The organism is Dolichospermum planctonicum (assembly GCF_005402965.1).
In the GTDB taxonomy this organism is placed as follows: domain Bacteria; phylum Cyanobacteriota; class Cyanobacteriia; order Cyanobacteriales; family Nostocaceae; genus Dolichospermum; species Dolichospermum planctonicum.
Genome location: NZ_BJCF01000023.1, coordinates 1 through 19447, shown reverse-complemented (window position 1 = coordinate 19447; position 19447 = coordinate 1). Strand labels below are relative to the sequence as shown.

Annotated in this window: 12 protein-coding genes and 1 CRISPR repeat array; of the genes, 9 read left to right on the top strand and 3 right to left on the bottom strand. The window is 36.2% G+C overall.

Annotated features, from left to right (window positions below):
* The first annotated feature begins 16 nt into the window (after positions 1-16).
* From cas10d to cas2, 9 genes are all read left to right on the top strand, one after another.
* Positions 17-3388, top strand: coding sequence for a type I-D CRISPR-associated protein Cas10d/Csc3 (gene cas10d / locus FFO06_RS11495; protein ID WP_137908169.1), 3372 nt, complete (start codon positions 17-19; stop codon positions 3386-3388).
* A gap of 3 nt (positions 3389-3391) precedes the next feature.
* Complete coding sequence (locus FFO06_RS11490) at positions 3392-3997, top strand: type I restriction enzyme HsdR N-terminal domain-containing protein (protein WP_137908168.1); 606 nt, start codon at positions 3392-3394, stop codon at positions 3995-3997.
* A 50-nt stretch (positions 3998-4047) separates the two neighbouring features.
* Positions 4048-5058, top strand: a complete 1011-nt coding sequence (gene cas7d, locus FFO06_RS11485; RefSeq protein ID WP_137908167.1) for a type I-D CRISPR-associated protein Cas7/Csc2 — start codon at positions 4048-4050, stop codon at positions 5056-5058.
* A gap of 62 nt (positions 5059-5120) precedes the next feature.
* Entirely contained in the window at positions 5121-5828 is a 708-nt protein-coding gene (gene cas5d, locus FFO06_RS11480; RefSeq protein ID WP_137908166.1) for a type I-D CRISPR-associated protein Cas5/Csc1, read from the top strand.
* Positions 5829-5911: 83 nt separating this feature from the next.
* Positions 5912-6730, top strand: coding sequence for a CRISPR-associated endoribonuclease Cas6 (gene cas6 / locus FFO06_RS11475; protein WP_137908165.1), 819 nt, complete (start codon positions 5912-5914; stop codon positions 6728-6730).
* 138 nt (positions 6731-6868) lie between these two features.
* Positions 6869-7237: a four helix bundle protein gene (locus FFO06_RS11470; RefSeq protein WP_137908164.1), complete on the top strand. Its 369-nt coding sequence runs from the start codon at positions 6869-6871 to the stop codon at positions 7235-7237.
* Between the two features lie 44 nt (positions 7238-7281).
* On the top strand, positions 7282-7956 hold the full coding sequence (gene cas4, locus FFO06_RS11465) for a CRISPR-associated protein Cas4 (protein ID WP_137908163.1): 675 nt from the start codon (positions 7282-7284) through the stop codon (positions 7954-7956).
* A gap of 90 nt (positions 7957-8046) precedes the next feature.
* The gene (gene cas1d / locus FFO06_RS11460) at positions 8047-9051 is read left to right on the top strand and encodes a type I-D CRISPR-associated endonuclease Cas1d (RefSeq protein ID WP_137908162.1); all 1005 of its coding nucleotides are present in this window, start codon (positions 8047-8049) and stop codon (positions 9049-9051) included.
* A gap of 41 nt (positions 9052-9092) precedes the next feature.
* Positions 9093-9365 carry a CRISPR-associated endonuclease Cas2 gene (cas2, locus tag FFO06_RS11455; RefSeq protein ID WP_137908161.1) on the top strand — a complete coding sequence of 91 codons (273 nt, stop codon included), beginning with the start codon at positions 9093-9095 and terminating at the stop codon, positions 9363-9365.
* A 230-nt stretch (positions 9366-9595) separates the two neighbouring features.
* Positions 9596-13657: a CRISPR direct-repeat array (repeat unit 37 nt; unit sequence ATTGCAATTTAACTTAATCCCTATTAGGGATTGAAAC).
* Between the two features lie 115 nt (positions 13658-13772).
* Here cas2 and FFO06_RS11450 read toward each other — a convergent pair.
* From FFO06_RS11450 to FFO06_RS11440, 3 genes are all read right to left on the bottom strand, one after another.
* Positions 13773-15962: a transglycosylase SLT domain-containing protein gene (locus tag FFO06_RS11450; RefSeq protein WP_137908160.1), complete on the bottom strand. Its 2190-nt coding sequence runs from the start codon at positions 15960-15962 to the stop codon at positions 13773-13775.
* A 191-nt stretch (positions 15963-16153) separates the two neighbouring features.
* Positions 16154-17005, bottom strand: coding sequence for an alpha/beta fold hydrolase (locus FFO06_RS11445; RefSeq protein WP_137908159.1), 852 nt, complete (start codon positions 17003-17005; stop codon positions 16154-16156).
* 391 nt (positions 17006-17396) lie between these two features.
* Positions 17397-19447, bottom strand: a 2051-nt coding sequence (locus tag FFO06_RS11440; RefSeq protein ID WP_137908158.1) for a beta strand repeat-containing protein, incomplete at its 5' end; no start/stop codon positions are given.

Sequence of the window (19447 nt, the reverse complement as noted above, 5' to 3'; positions counted from 1 at the left end):
TGATTGGCAAAAAACAATGGCTAAAAAAAGTAAAAAGACAGACGAATTTAAACAATTATCACTGTTAGAAATAGTAGATAACGCTAATTCTGAAACCTCAGACGATAATTGGTTATCAGGTGATTTTGGTTTTGATGGTGATGGAGATAGAACAATTGAAACCAAAGGACAATTACTCACACTTAAACTATTAAAAGAAGCCATACAATCGCAAAATTTTAATGATCAAGTAATGACAGATTTTGCCGAATATGTATTACCCAATCTGCTCAAAATCACTATTGGTGTCACTGCCAAAGGTGGTAAATTCTTTGATGAAATTGACGAAAAACGAGCAGCAGAAGGTAAAACAAAAGTTAGACGAGATAACGCGGCTGATCAATCTTTAAATACCCACTTGCTTAATGGTTTATTTCCAGCTAATTTAATTGAACAAAGGTTAGAAAAACTGGATACCACAATTAAACGAGTAGTTAAAGATAAAGAACGACGTTTAGTAATTGCTGGTTTCATTTTACATGACTTTGAAAAATTCCCAGATGCACCAGAAGAATGTCGCAAATTACCTTTAGATGAACATAGAAAAATTATTGATGAGAAAGTTAAACAATTAGGAATTGATAAATTTATCAATCCAGATAATTCTCAAGAGTATCAAGAATATATTGATGATTTATTGTGCATGGCCTATAATGCCCAAAGTCGTTGGGATACCAACTGGAATTTTTCAGAATTTGGGTTAAATCCTGTTCTTAAAGATCGCACTATTCGCGCTTTATGTAATTTAACTCGTTTAGCTGATTTACTTTCTTCAATTATCAAACATCCTCAAGATGCAGAAAATACGGCATTAAATGAAATTATTCACAGTCTTAGTGATGGTAAATTAAAATTTACATATCATCACATTGCCGAAAATAGAGGTGTTTTAACCAACGTTGTTAATAATGCTGTAATTGAAGCTCATACTAACTTAAATACCGCAGAAAATAGATATTATGAACCTTTGTTGTATCTACCAACCGGGGTAATTTATCTAGGGTTGCGTGATGCTCCTCCTATCTCTCCAGAAACTTTACCAAATCTGGTAGTTAATAAGATTAAATCCCTTTGTGCAGGTCAACTAAAACTTAGACAAACGGGATTTGGTAGAGATGGAAAAGGAATGAAATATGCTGAATATTACAATCTATTTTTTGATTCTCCCGGTTTAATGCAAGTTGCGTTAGATGCTAGTTTACGCATTTTAAATACTGGTAAAACATCTGTTGGTAAAAGTCGCAGTGAAAATTTAGTTAAGTTTCAAAAACAAAATGTTTTATCCATTGATTATGATTTTAATTTTGATGATGATATTCGCATTGATCAAATTGCCGAATTTGGAGATCTAATTACTCGTAAAATTTGGCAAGAAACCGTTGAAAAAATCGAAACTGCGAGAAAAAAAGATAAGAAATTACCAGAAGTTCCAGATTTTGATTTAACTCATAAAGTTGCTGAACTTTGGAATTTAACAGAATATTTACCGCAAGTTCGAGAAATTCAACGTATCAATGAAAGTTTGAAAGAACAAAAATTAAAAGGTAATACAGGAGGTGTACCTTATGAATGGTATTATCTAGCGGCTAAATATCTGGAAAAACATCCAGGTATTGAAGATGTCCGCGAAAATTGTCAACAGGTAATTTATTACTTGACAGATTTAATTTACCCAATTCTGGCACAATATCAATTACCTGACGGTTGGGATGATTTAAGGTTGTGGGTATCAAGAGTGATCATGTTACCTAATACTAATCAATCCACATCTGTCACCACTGAAATTGATAATTTTATCAACGAACTGAGTAATTATAATGCTGCCAAAAAACCAGGCAGGGGTAAACAATTAATTTGCTCAATTTCTCATTCAGCTTATACTGTCACTGAACAGATGGAATCAGCAGTTTTATTTACACCTCAAGTCTATACAAATAAACAAATGTTAGGAGGTTCTAACGCTAAACGCAATATTTCTAGTATTGCCGGTGTGGAAATGATGCTCAGACAAATATTAATGAATCAAACTCAAGCTGTGGGTAAAAGATTTGAAGATGGTAAATATCGCTATCTCTATTTTTATCCAACTTATTACTTTACCCCAGAAACTAATAAGTTTTTACAAAAAGCTTACATGAATATTGCTCAAACTCGCTTTGATACTAGCATCCGTAATCATTTCATCAGTAAAGATCTACAGGTTGATTTGGGTAAAGAAAATTATCAAAGTGTGGATAGTTTCTTAATTGATGAAAATTTAGATAGTGAAAAAGACCGCACATTTAAACTTTCCTATCCTGAAGATCAACCTTTAACATTTTACTTCATGGCCTTACCACCAGGAAGAGACAGCACTGATACAGAATCTTGGGTAATGCCGAGTTGGTTAGCCTTCGCTTTTCCCATGATTTTAGATGTGAAAACTGTGGTTTCTGAGTCTCCTATTCCCCCATTTAATGATGGTGCAGAATTTGAAGAAACCGTTTTTCTTGATAGTGCGCCTCATGCTTTCCGTACTTTAGTAAAAAGAGATAGATTTCGCCTTGATTACATTTTAGAAGGTTGGGAAGAGTACGGTATTCAATATCCGGCACCCTTAAATGTTTTAACTGCTGCTTATGCCATTCATTTAGATGTCAATGCAAAGCAAGGTAAAACTGGCTATGATGCTAATTGGGGGAAATTTACGGAATTAGCAAAGGATTTTGAAACCAGTCCGCTTCATGTCTTTGCTTATCTTAATAAATGGGTGCGTAATCAAAAACTTGAGACAGCAAGAATTGATAAAATCAAACTTTACACCTATCATTTTTACCCTTGTTTTGACCCTTATGCAAAATTTAATTCTACTCAGGAGAAATTAATTGTGGAAGCAAGATCAACTTTGAATCATCCTCAAAATTTAACGGAACTTTATCGCCGTTTTTATCGAGCCAATAAAAGGTTTAATGCTAAAGCTAATGCTGTTTTAAAACCCATTGATATCGCTGCGGATACTATTCTTAAAGCAGATTCTAGTGTGTTTGATGGGGAAACTTTAACTTTAGCAGTAGCAGCAGAGATTGTTAAATTAATGGATCGAGTACATTCTTCCACAGCGGAAGGACGTTGGATAATGAGTAAACGGGAGGAAGAAAGACAAGCTGTTTTAGAGTTTGCTAAGTATTTTGTAGAGGATGTTTTTGAGGGGTCTTTTAAGAGCGATCGCGCCCGGTTAGCAGGTCGTCAATTAAACCTCATTCGAGATACCTGTGAATTTCTTTATCGTTTAGCAGATGATAAAGAATATAAGGCACGTCCCCAAAATGAACCTGATGAAATTACTGAGATTGAAACTGAGGAAAATTAGATAATGACTATTCTGGATTCTACTCAGTCTTATACTTTTAGCAAATATTTTGAGATGCACATTTCACCTCAAGATTTTGCTCAAGAATTTGGCTATACATTTACTCGAAAACGTTTGAATTTACCCCAATATCAAGAAAATCTAGACCGATTACAAGAATTGCAAGAAAGACTTGATGAAATTCTTCCATACTTTGATTTAGCCAATGAGACAAGTCGCAGAGAAGTATTAATTTCTCCAATAATTTTAGACTTAGTTCACTATACTAAATCACAGGTGAGAATTGAATATCAAATTAAAGTCAGCGAACAACTACAAGGTTACTTTGATTATCTGATTAAAAATCGCAATAACCTCTTAGTAATCGAAGCTAAAAAAGAGGATTTAGATTATGGTATGACACAGCTTTTTGCAGAATTAATTGCCCTAGATAAATGGCAAGAAAATCAACAACAAACTCACCTTATTGGTTCAGTTACCACTGGCAAAATATGGGAATTTGCACAACTAGATCGCATTAATAAACATCTTACTCAAGGACTTGATAGTTATCGTGTTCCTGATGACGTAGACCCCTTAATGCGGATTCTCGTTCAAGCTCTCATTTAACATTTAATTGACTCTCATCGCCATTAAACATTTATTTCCAGGAGAAAATTATGTCACTCTTAAAAACCGTTGACGCTAAATTATTTCAAACAGAAATTCCCTACAAACCAATGGGAAAATATGTCCACTTTTTAACTATTCGTGTTACTGAATCTTACCCTTTATTCCAAACAGATAGCGAACTAAATAAAGCACGAGTAAGAGCAGGAGTTAAAGACAAAAACACCATTAGCCGTCTTTCCATGTTCAAACGTAAACAGTCTACACCAGAAAGATTAGTAGGTCGGGAATTATTGCGGAAATACAAATTTATGACAGCAGAAGAATGTGAATATAACGTATCTTTTGCAATGGATAACCCTGATTGTATAATTTACGGTTTTGCTATTGGTGATTCTGGTTCAGAAAAATCCAAAGTTGTGGTAGATACCGCATTTTCAATTACTGCTTTTGATGAATCTCATGAAACCTTTACTCTCAATGCTCCTTTTGAAAATGGGACAATGGCTTCTAAAGGAGAAAGTGGTTCTAAAGCTGGTGAAGTTACTAGCAGAATTAATCAACAAGACCACATTAGACCACAGGTATTTTTCCCCAGCATTGTCACATTAAAAGACCCCACAGAAGCTAGTTTCCTGTATGTTTTTAATAACATCCTCCGAACTCGTCACTATGGCGCACAAACAACCCGTACAGGTCGTGTTAGAAATGAATTAGTCGGTGTGATTTTTGCTGATGGAGAAATTACCAGTAACCTGCGTTGGACTCAAGCCATATATGACCAAATGAAAGCAAATAATACTCTCAAATCTCCAGATCCTTTAGATGAAGATGATGTAATTACATCTGCTAAAAGTGCAATTGAGAGTTTAATGAATGATGAATTTATTGTGCATACAGACTTTATTGGTGATGCTTTTATTCCGCTAATTAATGAAGTTAAATCTCTCACAAATAACGAAGCAGGAATTAAATCAATTTTGCAAAAAGCTGATACTGAAGCTAAAGAATATGCCAGCAAACATATTAGCAAAAAGAAAACAGCCGCTAAAACTAAGTAGTTGAATATTCAGATTCTCGACTTCTCAAAGAAGTCGGGAATCTATACCCCATCATCACCACTATGACCATTATCTATCGCTGCAAATTAGAACTACATGACAGCCTTTATTTTGCCACTCGTGAAATTGGCAGACTTTATGAAACAGAAGCAATAATTCATAATTATGCTCTCTGTTATGCACTCGGTTTAGTTGATAGTCAAATCTACTCAACAACCGTTGCAGAAGAAGATTCTTATCGCTATTTTTGTCCCGAACAAGTGCCAAAATATGAAGCACATTTAACTCCTTTAAATGAGCAAGGAATTTATATAACTCCGGCTCGTTCTTTGCATCATTCATCTGTTCTAAATACATGGAAATATGCAAATAATAACTACCATGTAGAAATGGAAAAAACCCAAAAGAATATTCCCAGTTTTGGTAGAGCAAAGGAAATTGCCCCAGAAAGTCAATTTGAGTTCTTTCTAATTGCTCAAAAAGACATCAAATTACCTAAATGGATTCGTTTAGGTAAATGGATGAGTAAAGCAGAAATTACCGTTGAGAAATTACCACCACCAAAAACTAAAACTGATTTATTTACTTGTACTCATCCTTTAAATCCTTTAGATGTCATGTTTACTAATCGAGTAATTAGCTATGATGTGGTAAATATGCCGCCAGTAAGTCTGATTCAAAATGTGCAAATGCAAGGAGAATATTACGATTTTGATGATGTCAAAAATGTAAAAATTCCCAAACAAATGCAATATAGATTTAAGGCTTAAATTCTCATCATTTTCACACTTACAAATCCTGTGGGGTGGGCATCTTGCCCGCCCTTAACTTAGAATTTTCAACCATCAATAATATGCCCCATAGTCTCATCCTCAACATCATCCCCCAATCTCCAATTTACCCCAATTTCCTCACCGGGAGACATTACCACGCCTTATTTCTTAACCTAGTCAGTTCTGTTGATAGAAAATTAGGAGACTACTTACACGAATCCAACGCCGATAAAGCCTTCACTCTCTCACCATTGCAGGTACAAAACAAACATAAAATCCAATCTTATACTTTGCAATATGCCCATCAAAACCCTATTCCTGCTGGTAGTTCTTGTTGGTGGCGTATTTCTTTATTAAATGACAATTTATTTAGTCAACTCACCCCTTTATGGTTAAATATCAACCCGGAAAAACCTTGGCACTTAGGTTCAGCCAACCTATATATTACTAGCATTCAGGGTACACCCCAATCTAATCAACCTTGGGCTAATGCTTGTACTTATTACCATTTATATCAACAAGCAAGTGAAATAGAACGCAATCTTAATTTCATCTTTTCTACACCTGTAGCTTTTCGTCAAGGTGAATTTGATAATGTTTTACCAACACGGGAATCTGTATTCAATAGTCTACTAAATCGGTGGCATAAATATAGCGGTATTGAATTAACCAATATTTCTTTTGAATCAATTTATGCTAGTGCTTTTAATATCAATACTCAGGTTATTAGCAACTATGACAACAAATTTATTGGTTGTTTGGGTGAAATTAGTTATCGCATTCTTGGCAATGTAGAAACAACAGCAATTAAACAAATTAACGCCTTAGCTGATTTTGCTTTATATGCAGGTGTTGGCAGAAAAACAACTATGGGTATGGGCATGGTGAGGAGAAGGTGAGAGGTGACAGGGGAGAGGTGACAGGTGACAGGTAACAGGTGACAGGTGACAGGTGACAGGTGCTACGCCACGGGGAGAGGTGACAGGTGACAGTTAAGAAGTAAAAAGTCAAAAGTCAAAAGATAAGACGAGTTATTTATGAAGATTGAATCACATCGAGATTTAATTGTGTGGCAAAAATCAATGGATATGGTAGTGAATATCTATCAATTAGCTGCTGGATTTCCAAATACAGAAATTTATCGTCTTACTTCACAAATTACCCGTGCGGCTGCATCTGTTCCAGCCAATATTGCCGAAGGTCATGGACGAGGAATAACTAAAAACGATTTTGGACATTTTTTATCTATAGCTAAGGGTTCATTAATGGAAACAGAAACTTTTTTAATGCTTGCAGTTAGGTTAACTTATCTAACTTCAGAACAGGCAAATCCTACATTATCCCTGATTATAGAAATTAGTAAAATGCTCACTTCTCTTCGTTTGAAAATCTTAAATACACCATAACTAACTTTCTTCCCACTATCAACTTTTACCACTTTTAATTAACTATGACTAAACAAAATCAAACTAACTCTCTTCCTACTGTAACCTGTAACCTGTCACCTGTCACCTATTACCAGTCACCTGTCACCTCTGATGAGGATTACGTTAATATTGCCTCTTTAAATCAATATTCCTATTGTCCTCACCGTTGCTGGTTGATTCATTGTGCTGGTGAATTTGTTGATAATCAATATACCATTGAAGGTACAAGTTTACATGAACGAGTTCACACAGTTGGAGGACAAAATCGTGAGGAAACTTGGCAGATACGCGCTATTTATCTGAAATCAGAGCAATATCAACTTATCGGTAAATCTGATTTAATTGAATTTGAAAATGGCGAATTTTACCCTATTGAATATAAACGCGGACGTAAAGGAGAATGGGATAATGATGAATTGCAAGTTTGCGCTCAGGCTTTGTGTTTGGAGGAAATGACAGGCAAAAATATCAATACTGGCTATATCTATTATGCTCAAACTCATCAACGCAAATTAGTAGAAATTACCCCAGAATTACGAAGTATTACTATTGCGACTATTGAAGCTATCCAAACCTTACTGTTTACAGGTGCTATGCCAAAAGCTGTCAAAACAAAACGCTGTGATGCTTGTAGTCTTTATTCTCGATGTTTGCCACAAGTTGCTGATAAAGTGGGGCGTTATCAAGAAGCAGATTGAGAAATTTATACTTGATGCAAAAACCTTTCTAAAACTCCTTTTACTGTCAACTGTCAACTGTCAACTGTCACCTATTTTGAGGATTTAATCATGGGTACTCTTTACATCACACAAGATGATGCTTTTATTGGTAAGGTTGATGAACGGATTCATGTGAAATTTGAAAAGAAAATTCTTCAAGATATTCCTTTTATTCATCTGGAAGGTGTAGTTATTTTAGGACGAGCAACTATTTCACCAGCGGTTATTTTTGAGTTAATGGAACGCCATATTCCTCTATCTTTTATCAGTAATATTGGTCATTATTTGGGACGGTTACAGCCAGAAATGACTGGCAATATTTTCATTCGCCAAGCACAATGGCAAGCAGCAGGAAAAACACCTAAATCTATTCATGCTGTTCAAGGTTTTGTGAGGGGGAAATTAAAAAATTATCGCCAAACTTTAATGCGGTATCAGCGTGAATTTAGTGATATTGATCTATCTAAAAGTATTCCTCGCATTGAACAGGTCATTACTGCAATTAGTTCAACTGAAAATATCAGTTCTTTGCGTGGTTTAGAAGGTTCTGGTAGTGCTGCTTATTTTGGTTGTTTTGATCGTCTGATTCGTAATTCTCAATTTTCTTTTACTAAGCGTGTCCGTCGTCCACCTACAGATCCAGTAAATTCATTGTTAAGTTTTGGTTATTCTTTATTGCGTCATGATGTGCAAAGTGCTGTGAATATTGTCGGTTTTGATCCATATTTAGGATACCTACATTTTGATCGCTATAATCGCCCTTCTTTAGCTTTAGATTTAATGGAAGAATTTCGTCCTTTGGTGGTAGATGCGGTGGTTTTATCTGTTTTGAATAAGCAATTATTAACCCCAGCAGATTTTGTAACTGAACCATTAAGTGGCGCTGTTTCTCTCACTCCAGAAGGACGCAAAACTTTTTTGACTTTGTACGAAAAGAAAAAAATATCAGAGTTTAAACACCCGGTAATGGGACGTAAATGTACTTATCGAGAAGCTTTTGAATTGCAAGCAAGATTACTGGCTAAGTATTTAATGGACACAACTGATAAATATACCCCTTTGGTACTCAAATGAAACTTCTCTACATCAACAAGGTATAACTTAACACAGAATTTATGAATGTTGTTATTTCTTACGATATTTCTGAGGATAAACGACGTACTAAAATCCATAGTATTCTCAAGTCCTATGGACAATGGGTGCAGTATAGTATTTTTGAATGTGAGTTAACTGATACTCAATATGCTAAATTGCGATCGCGTCTTAATAAACTCATTAAACCTGAAACCGACAGCATTCGCTTTTACTTCCTTTGTGCTTGCTGTTTTGGTAAAATAGAGAGAATTGGTGGTGAAGAACCCCGTGATCAGACAATTTTCTTTGCTTAATAATGCGCGGATGGGTGGGTGTAAAAAATTCAGATCAGAAAAAAATGCCTGCAATCATTTCTACACAAGCTTTTCATCGAGTTCATGGAGTTCACCCATCCGCGCACCTTGCACAGCAAGAGTTTCAGCTATTTTACCCCTTGACACTTTTTTTGAAATAGATTATCATAAGAACATCCGCGCAACTGAACCTTGAAAACTACATATATATAGGCTTTCAGCATTCCGCTATTGCAATTTAACTTAATCCCTATTAGGGATTGAAACAGTTCTAGAAGCAAAGTATCTTTTGAAAATTTCGCATTGCAATTTAACTTAATCCCTATTAGGGATTGAAACTTCGACAAGAAACAAAAAGCTATCATATCGCAAATTATTGCAATTTAACTTAATCCCTATTAGGGATTGAAACTTTTATATTTGATTTTTCCGGGCAACAAATAAAGATTGCAATTTAACTTAATCCCTATTAGGGATTGAAACATCATTGTGACCCATTATCGACGCAATCACTTGATTCAAATTGCAATTTAACTTAATCCCTATTAGGGATTGAAACTTCTACTCGATTTAATCAATGAGCATGAATCAAAAAGAAGATTGCAATTTAACTTAATCCCTATTAGGGATTGAAACGTGACATACTCATGAGAGCATATTGATTCTTAATCTTCTCATTGCAATTTAACTTAATCCCTATTAGGGATTGAAACTACTTAAGCGATTATGAAGCCGGTGATCAAAGACGCGAATTGCAATTTAACTTAATCCCTATTAGGGATTGAAACACTTTGATTCAGCTTTAATCTTCTAAAAATTATATTGCAATTTAACTTAATCCCTATTAGGGATTGAAACAATCTTATTGATAAATCAATAAATTCACATAATATTGCAATTTAACTTAATCCCTATTAGGGATTGAAACATCGAGAATTTGATAGCAATCGGTCAAACTACCACGATTGCAATTTAACTTAATCCCTATTAGGGATTGAAACTCATTTACGTAGTAGTATCTGTAATTAAGTGTAGTAAATTGCAATTTAACTTAATCCCTATTAGGGATTGAAACTCCACATAAGGAATTAAAATAATGAAAAAAGATAAAAATTGCAATTTAACTTAATCCCTATTAGGGATTGAAACAAGCTTAGAAGCTATGAGAGATGGAGCTTACCGAATTGCAATTTAACTTAATCCCTATTAGGGATTGAAACACCAATCCAGAAGCGATTGACGCTACCATTTGAATATTGCAATTTAACTTAATCCCTATTAGGGATTGAAACTCCACAGGATTATCTATCAAGTTGGTTCGATTTTATTGCAATTTAACTTAATCCCTATTAGGGATTGAAACATTTTTGTGTGCTGACTACCCTTTTTTATCTGCTTATTGCAATTTAACTTAATCCCTATTAGGGATTGAAACCCAATGCCATGCCTAAAACATCTTCAGCGGTTTATTGCAATTTAACTTAATCCCTATTAGGGATTGAAACTATCTACTTGCACGGAAAGACAAAGCTTTCTTAGGATTGCAATTTAACTTAATCCCTATTAGGGATTGAAACGGGGAGTTTGCGATGGAATCAGACAACTTACTACAATTGCAATTTAACTTAATCCCTATTAGGGATTGAAACTCCATGATTACCTACCAAATATACCCTTGAGGACATTGCAATTTAACTTAATCCCTATTAGGGATTGAAACCCGATGCAGTGACTCTCATTGGTCCAAAGTCAAGGGATTGCAATTTAACTTAATCCCTATTAGGGATTGAAACCTAAATTATAGGTAGTTGTACCTTCTATTATTTGATTGCAATTTAACTTAATCCCTATTAGGGATTGAAACTTTGCGGGAATATTATATTCCTTCCTAGCGCGAATTGCAATTTAACTTAATCCCTATTAGGGATTGAAACCCATTCAACATCAAAAACACACATCACTATACACATTGCAATTTAACTTAATCCCTATTAGGGATTGAAACCGCCTACTGCGGTAATTGTGGAATTAGGGTAGCGAATTGCAATTTAACTTAATCCCTATTAGGGATTGAAACAAGCCTAACTTGTGGATAAAGGATAATAACGACTTATTGCAATTTAACTTAATCCCTATTAGGGATTGAAACTCAATTATCCATCCTTTAGCAGCAAGCCAATTTATTGCAATTTAACTTAATCCCTATTAGGGATTGAAACAAGCGAATGGGTAAGCGATACCCTACTCGCCGGGGAATTGCAATTTAACTTAATCCCTATTAGGGATTGAAACCTCGATTTTCTTGCATCATTTTAAGCGGTAAAAATTGCAATTTAACTTAATCCCTATTAGGGATTGAAACAGGATACTTACTGGATAAGGAAAGTGACGGGTGATTGCAATTTAACTTAATCCCTATTAGGGATTGAAACTTTACATCATTATAATAAATGCCATTTTATAATATTGCAATTTAACTTAATCCCTATTAGGGATTGAAACCATTCTGGCTATTAGCAATAGCTTCACCTTGATATTGCAATTTAACTTAATCCCTATTAGGGATTGAAACAGGGTACAAGAATAGGCGCACAACTAAGAATAAAGTAATTGCAATTTAACTTAATCCCTATTAGGGATTGAAACGTGGGGATGCTTCAAGCCGGATCAGCCGCGAGTTCAATTGCAATTTAACTTAATCCCTATTAGGGATTGAAACTTTACATAATAAGATATTTATTCCAAAAATAAATTGCAATTTAACTTAATCCCTATTAGGGATTGAAACGCTTTATTAGCGCCGTGCCGATGTTTTCGGACACTATAAATTGCAATTTAACTTAATCCCTATTAGGGATTGAAACAACTAGCGCTTAAAAAACACACACTAACCTTGACATTGCAATTTAACTTAATCCCTATTAGGGATTGAAACTTTTCATTTTCAACATCTTTATTTTCCGCTATATAATTGCAATTTAACTTAATCCCTATTAGGGATTGAAACACCATACAAGGTGTTAACGACCAATTTGTAAAGTATTGCAATTTAACTTAATCCCTATTAGGGATTGAAACAGCGCATAATCAGTGTATAAATCGCTGAAAGTGCTGTTATTGCAATTTAACTTAATCCCTATTAGGGATTGAAACAGAATTAGTGACAAGTTGTGACTTATGGCAGGTGGTCAAATTGCAATTTAACTTAATCCCTATTAGGGATTGAAACAGTCCTGCTTCCAAAGATTGATTTTTCCGCAATGGCTGCATTGCAATTTAACTTAATCCCTATTAGGGATTGAAACTGTTAAAAGCCGTTATAAAGGTATCCGCCGGCACATTGCAATTTAACTTAATCCCTATTAGGGATTGAAACCATATTTGCGATATGACAGCTTTTTGCTTCTTATCAAAATTGCAATTTAACTTAATCCCTATTAGGGATTGAAACCCCTTGGGCGATCGCACTCCTAATATTCTATAGTGATTGCAATTTAACTTAATCCCTATTAGGGATTGAAACAAACTGATAAAACTTTAGCTTATGTCAACCGTGAGAATTGCAATTTAACTTAATCCCTATTAGGGATTGAAACCCACTGTCTGGGCGCTGGTTGTACCACAGTAGAAATTGCAATTTAACTTAATCCCTATTAGGGATTGAAACACTGAGGAGGATGGACTGCTGAGTAATCCCAGCATTGCAATTTAACTTAATCCCTATTAGGGATTGAAACTTATTCCAGGATTGATAAGATTTGGAATTATGCAACATTGCAATTTAACTTAATCCCTATTAGGGATTGAAACCCATCTAGCTTGTCTTTGAAAACAGGAGGACCATAGATATTATTGCAATTTAACTTAATCCCTATTAGGGATTGAAACTATCAATCTTTTATTTTGTTTTTAATCATGTCTGCATTAATTGCAATTTAACTTAATCCCTATTAGGGATTGAAACAACATTTGGGGTATAAGACTTGCTTATACAAACATTGCAATTTAACTTAATCCTTATTAGGGATTGAAACAACGAACGTAGGGGTTAACGGCCGTTAACCCCTACACAATTGCAATTTCACTTGTGATATAGTGAATCTATAATCGTAAGATTGCAATTTAACTTAATCCTTATTAGGGATTGAAACATTGGAACTATTGCAACGCCAAAAAATCATTCAATGTTGCAATTTAACTTACTCCTTATTAGGGATCGAAACATTGGAAATATTACTGGAAAGTCTATCCAATGATTGCAATTTAACTTAATCCCTATTAGGGATCGAAACATTATTAAACTGTAACCTGTCACCTGTTCCCTGTCACCTGTTCTCTGTCACCTAATTGCAATTTCACCTACTCCCTAAGATATTGGATTTTGTTCCTCCACCCAAATTACATAATTTATTTCGTGGGTAATTTTGGATGTTCTTGGGAGTATTTACTGACTAGGTTGGATACTTCCGGGTTATACAGTCGCAGGTAATTCCAGTAATTACCGAATACTTGACGGACATAATTTTTGGTTTCATCAAAGGGAATTTCTTCTACAAATTCATCAGGATCTTTTTTGGGTATGGTTTGCAACCATTTAGCTACATTACCCGGACCTGCATTATAACTAGCGATCGCTAACATGGAATTATTGCTATACTGTCGATGAGTATAATCTAAGTACCAAGTCCCCAACATAATATTATCATTGGCATTTTCCAAATTGATTTTTTTGATATCTGCATTCATTTGTGGGGCTATCCACGCTGCTGTACTGGGCATAACTTGCATTAAACCTGTTGCACCCACGGGAGATTTAATTTTTGCCTGAAACCGAGACTCTTGGCGCATCAAAGCTGTTACTAACAGTGGATTAAGTTGACGGGAAATTGACCATTTTTCAATTTCCTGAAAATAGGGAAAGGGATAACGGGCTTGCCAGTAGATGCTTTTTTGACTTAAAGCTTGATATTCGGCTTTTTCGGCGGGTTTTTCCCGATCTTCTAATTTGGCAATTTTCTCAATCCCAATCAGGTACTCACCCTTTGTTAATTTCATCAACCCTTCTGTAAATTCTTCAGCGACACTAGGCTGATTTTTACTCTGAAATTCCGTTTCCCATTGCAACCAAGCATCACGGTCTTGTCCTAATAAATACAATTCCTTAAAGGTTTCAGAACCCGCTGGTGGCACAGGACGTTGAAATGGTATAATTGTCGGGTTCATCAAGCGCAGGCTGTCAAAATTACCCACATTTAAACCCAAAATACTCGCCGAACGCCAGGCATAATAAGAGTAAGGAAATTCACTAATCACAGACTTATAAGCTGTGACAGCTTCCTCTTGCTTACCTAATATCGTTGCCCATTTACCTACCCAAAATCCGGCTCTGGGTGCTAAAATACTACTCTTGTTATTAATGGTAATTGGTTGCGCCCATTCCCATGCCCCTAAATAGTCATTGTTTTTTGCCTTGGTTTGGGCTGTTTTCCACCGAAATTCTGCTGCTTCATCACTGGTACTATATTTACCTATTAATAATTTATATATGCCATCAGCCGATTGATTATTTTTTAGGGTTGTCAATAATGTGGCTTTTTTGACTAATGCCTGCGGTGCTATTTCGGGAAATTTAGTAATAATTTCGTCAAGATAGGTAATAGATGCTTTACCTTTGGCAATGTCTGATAATCTTAATAGAGCTATACCTGTTTCTGTCGCGGTGGGGAATTTTTGCAGCAGTTGTTTATAAACCGTAATGGCTTGATCTTGCTGTTTATTTAATTGTAATCCCCTAGCGATGCGGTAGAGGCTGGTGGCTGTTTTCGGTGCTTGAATATAAGCATCTTTAGCTTTCGTGAATTGATTATTATCCCAGTAAACTGAACCAATTAGTTCCCAGTCTGTGGATTTGAGTTGGGTTTGTTTGACTAATTGATCTAATACACCCACAATTCCCGGCTCGTCAGCGGCGTATTTAGCTAGGATTAATTGTAAGTTCGGCTGATTTGAGTTATCTTTTAAGCTTTTGCGGATAATTTCCCAGGTGAGAGGATGGGAGGGAAATTGTGCGATCGCTTGATTATATAATTTTGGTTGGGCGATCGCATATATGGCTTTGACTACGGCCGCTTCCTTGCTATATTCCTTTACTACCTTTTGGCGCAAATCTGAGGCTTTCCTATCTTCACCTAAAATATCATGAGCTTGGGCTTGTTTAAGTAAAATATAAGGAGCTAAAACAGGATAGTCTTTTTCCAATCCTGCCAATAAACTCAGGGCTTTTTTTCCTTGGGAGGTTTCCACGTAATCACAGGCCAATAGATAACGGGCCCGTTCCCGATCTGGTGAACTACCTGTTTCAGCAATTTCCTGGAGTTTTGTTAATCTCTCTGGTACAGATTCAGACAACAGAGAAAATACAACCGACTTGACTTTATTAGCCTCAGATAACCCTTCTGGCTTACTCTGACTCAAGTTCAACCATTGACTTAGGGTTTTGCCAGCTTGGGGGGCTGACACCATTGCCCCAGCTAAAAAGGCACATAGTCCAGCACCAGCAAGCAGATAAATTTGTCTTTTTTGTAGTTTCTTTAACATTGATACTCGCTGTTTGCCTAGTGTCTCCAAAAGTTGCCAATTAATCTCTTTGCAACTCTAACATTAAGGTAACACCCATGACCAACTTTTACTGCTATGATGGCAGACTTTCCGCTAGTTTTGAGAAATTCTTTAGTCTCCACGGGAAATAGAGAATATTTATAAATCATGGGTGACTTTTTAAACAGTCTCTAATTCCCCGCCCCACACCGGACAAATGGCAATAAATCCTGTAAAATCACCTCATGATAATGTTCTTGGGGGTAATGTCCCACATTATTAAGTTTGATAATTTCACCATTTGCTACAGATTTAACCAAGTTTTCCGCTATATCTACAGATAACCAAGGATCTATCATTCCCCATTGTACTAAAATCGGTTTTTGCCATCCTTTCAACCCATCTTCTATTTCTATCATCGCTTTTTCTAATTGTAAATTGCGAATTGTCGCTAGGAGACTTCTCCCAGACGCAGAACTTTTCAAAAATGGTTTTCTATAAACATCTAAATCTTGATCTTCAATGCGGTAACAACTACCACTTTCTAAGGTTCTATCCACTAATAAGGGGTCTTGGGTGATTATATCCCCAGCTAGAGGTAAACCCATTTGTTTGATTTTCCAAGGGATTTTCACGGACGTAGAAATCGGTGTATTTAAAATGACTATATTAGCAATTTTCTCAGCATGACGTAAGGCGTATTGTAACCCAACTGAACCTAAAAATCCTTGGACAACTAAGGAAAATCTTTCTAATTTTAAAGCTTCAACAAATCCTGCTAGTGCTTTGATAAATTCATCTGGAGTATAAGCAAAATCTTCCTTCTCTGGTTTACCTGAAAATCCGCAACCAATCCAGTCAGGAGCGATCGCTCTAGTTCCTTGTGCTGCTAAACTGGGAATAATATTCCTCCAACTATAACTTTGAGAAACTAACCCATGTAACAATAACACGGGAATTAAGTCCGTTCTACCCATCGGTTCAGCTTCCCGATAAAACCATTCTAAAGAATCTACTGTAATTTTATGTTCTTGAATTGACACTTTATTTTATTTTCCTATGTGGGAATTCAACAGTACCGCACAGATAGTACAGAACTTTCCTATCATCCTACTAGGTAATAGGCAACCAAATTCCACAAGACAAAAAATAATTTTCAATTTTTTTTGCATTTTATGAGTTAAGGGTATTGACTTGCGGCTGGGAATTTGCTATAGTAGATCCTGATAAGGAAGAACTATCTCGCCATAAAATCACCGAAAATACCATCTTTACAAACTCTTACCCCTATTAATAAAACTCTTGTGGGGTGGGCATCCTGCCCGCCTATCTCTACTTTACTCAAATACTGAATCTTGATGCAGCATAACCCACTATTATCCGCTAAATTTATGGTGGGTTAAGACCGTAGTCCATAACCCAACCTACTAGCAATTAACTAAACAGGAAAGTACCACCAAATAGGTTATCCCCAAAATTGGTGCTATTAAATCCAGATGTACCGGATAAGGTAACTAATAATTGACCATTACCAAAACCAGCATTACCACCAATACCATCCCCAACTCGCACTAATGTAGAAGTACCTGATGTAATGACATCAAAATTGGCAATACCTGAGAAATTCAGTTGATCGCCACCGACACCGCTCACAAATTGGTAAACTATATCTATACCATCACCAAGAGCGTAATTAACGTTATCTACAGCATTATCGTTTAAACCTAAATACAGGGTATCGTTACCGAAGCCACCAATTAAAGTATCTGAACCTGCATTACCTGTGAGGGTATCATTTCCTAAACCACCTGTGAGAATGTTAGCTGCTGCGTTACCTGTAATATTATTATTCAGGTTATTACCTGTACCGTTAATAGCGGTTGTTCCCTGTAACGTTAGGTTTTCGATGTTAGGGTTTAGGGTATAGGTTACAGTGCTGAGAACAATATCAGTTCCTTGACTTACTAATTCTATGATAATATCTGCTGTATTATCCACATAATAGGAGTCATTACCAGCGCCACCAATGAGGGTATCAGCACCTAAACCACCGGTGAGAACGTTAGCTGCTGCGTTACCTGCAATGATATTATTCAGGTCATTACCTGTACCATCAATAGCGGTTGTTCCCTGTAAAGTTAGGTTTTCGGTATTGGTGGTTAAGGTATAGGTTACAGTGCTGAAAATAATATCAGTTCCTTCATTAGCATTTTCTGTAATGCTATCTGCTGTATTGTCCACATAATAGGAGTCATTACCCGCACCACCAATGAGGGTATCATTTCCTAAACCACCGGTGAGAACGTTATCGGCTGTATTACCTGTAATGATATTATTCAGTTCATTACCTGTACCGTTAATAGCGATTGTTCCCTGTAACGTTAGGTTTTCGGTATTGGGGGTTAGGGTATAGGTTACAGTGCTGAAAACAATATCAGTTCCTTCATTCAGGTTTTCTGTAATCCTATCTGCTGTATTGTCCACATAATAGGAGTCATTACCCGCACCACCAATGAGGGTATCAGCACCCGTACCACCAGTGAGAACGTTATCGGCTGCGTTACCTGTAATGATATTATTCAGGTCATTACCTGTACCGTTAATAGCGGTTGTTCCCTGTAACGTTAGGTTTTCGGTATTGGGGGTTAGGGTATAGGTTACAGTTGTGAAAACAATATCAGTTCCTTGACTTACTAATTCTGTGATGATATCTGCTGTATTGTCCACATAATAGGAGTCATTACCAGCGCCACCAATGAGGGTATCAGCACCTAAACCACCGGTGAGAACGTTAGCGGATGTGTTACCTGTAATGATATTATTCAGTTCATTACCTGTACCGTTAATAGCGGTTGTTCCCTGTAACGTTAGGTTTTCGGTATTGGGGGTTAGGGTATAGGTTACAGTTGTGAAAACAATATCAGTTCCTTCATTAGCATTTTCTGTAATGCTATCTGCTGTATTTTCCACATAATAGGAGTCATTACCAGCGCCACCAATGAGGGTATCAGCACCTAAACCACCGGTGAGAACGTTATCGGCTGTATTACCTGTAATGATATTATTTAGTTCATTACCTGTACCGTTAATAGCGGTTGTTCCCTCTAACGTTAAGTTTTCTACATTGGTTCTTAGGGTGTAAGTTGCTGCGGTGCTGAAAACAATATCAGTTCCTTCATTCAGGTTTTCTGTAATCCTATCTGCTGTATTGTCCACATAATAGGAGTCATTACCAGCGCCACCAATGAGGGTATCAGCACCCGTACCACCAGTGAGAACGTTATCGGCTGCGTTACCTGTAATGATATTATTCAGGTTATTACCTGTACCATTAATAGCGGTTGTTCCCTGTAAAGTCAGGTTTTCGGTATTGGGGGTTAGGGTATAGGTTACAGTTGTGAAAACAATATCAGTTCCTTGACTTACTAATTCTGTGATGATATCTGCTGTATTGTCCACATAATAGGAGTCATTACCAGCGCCAC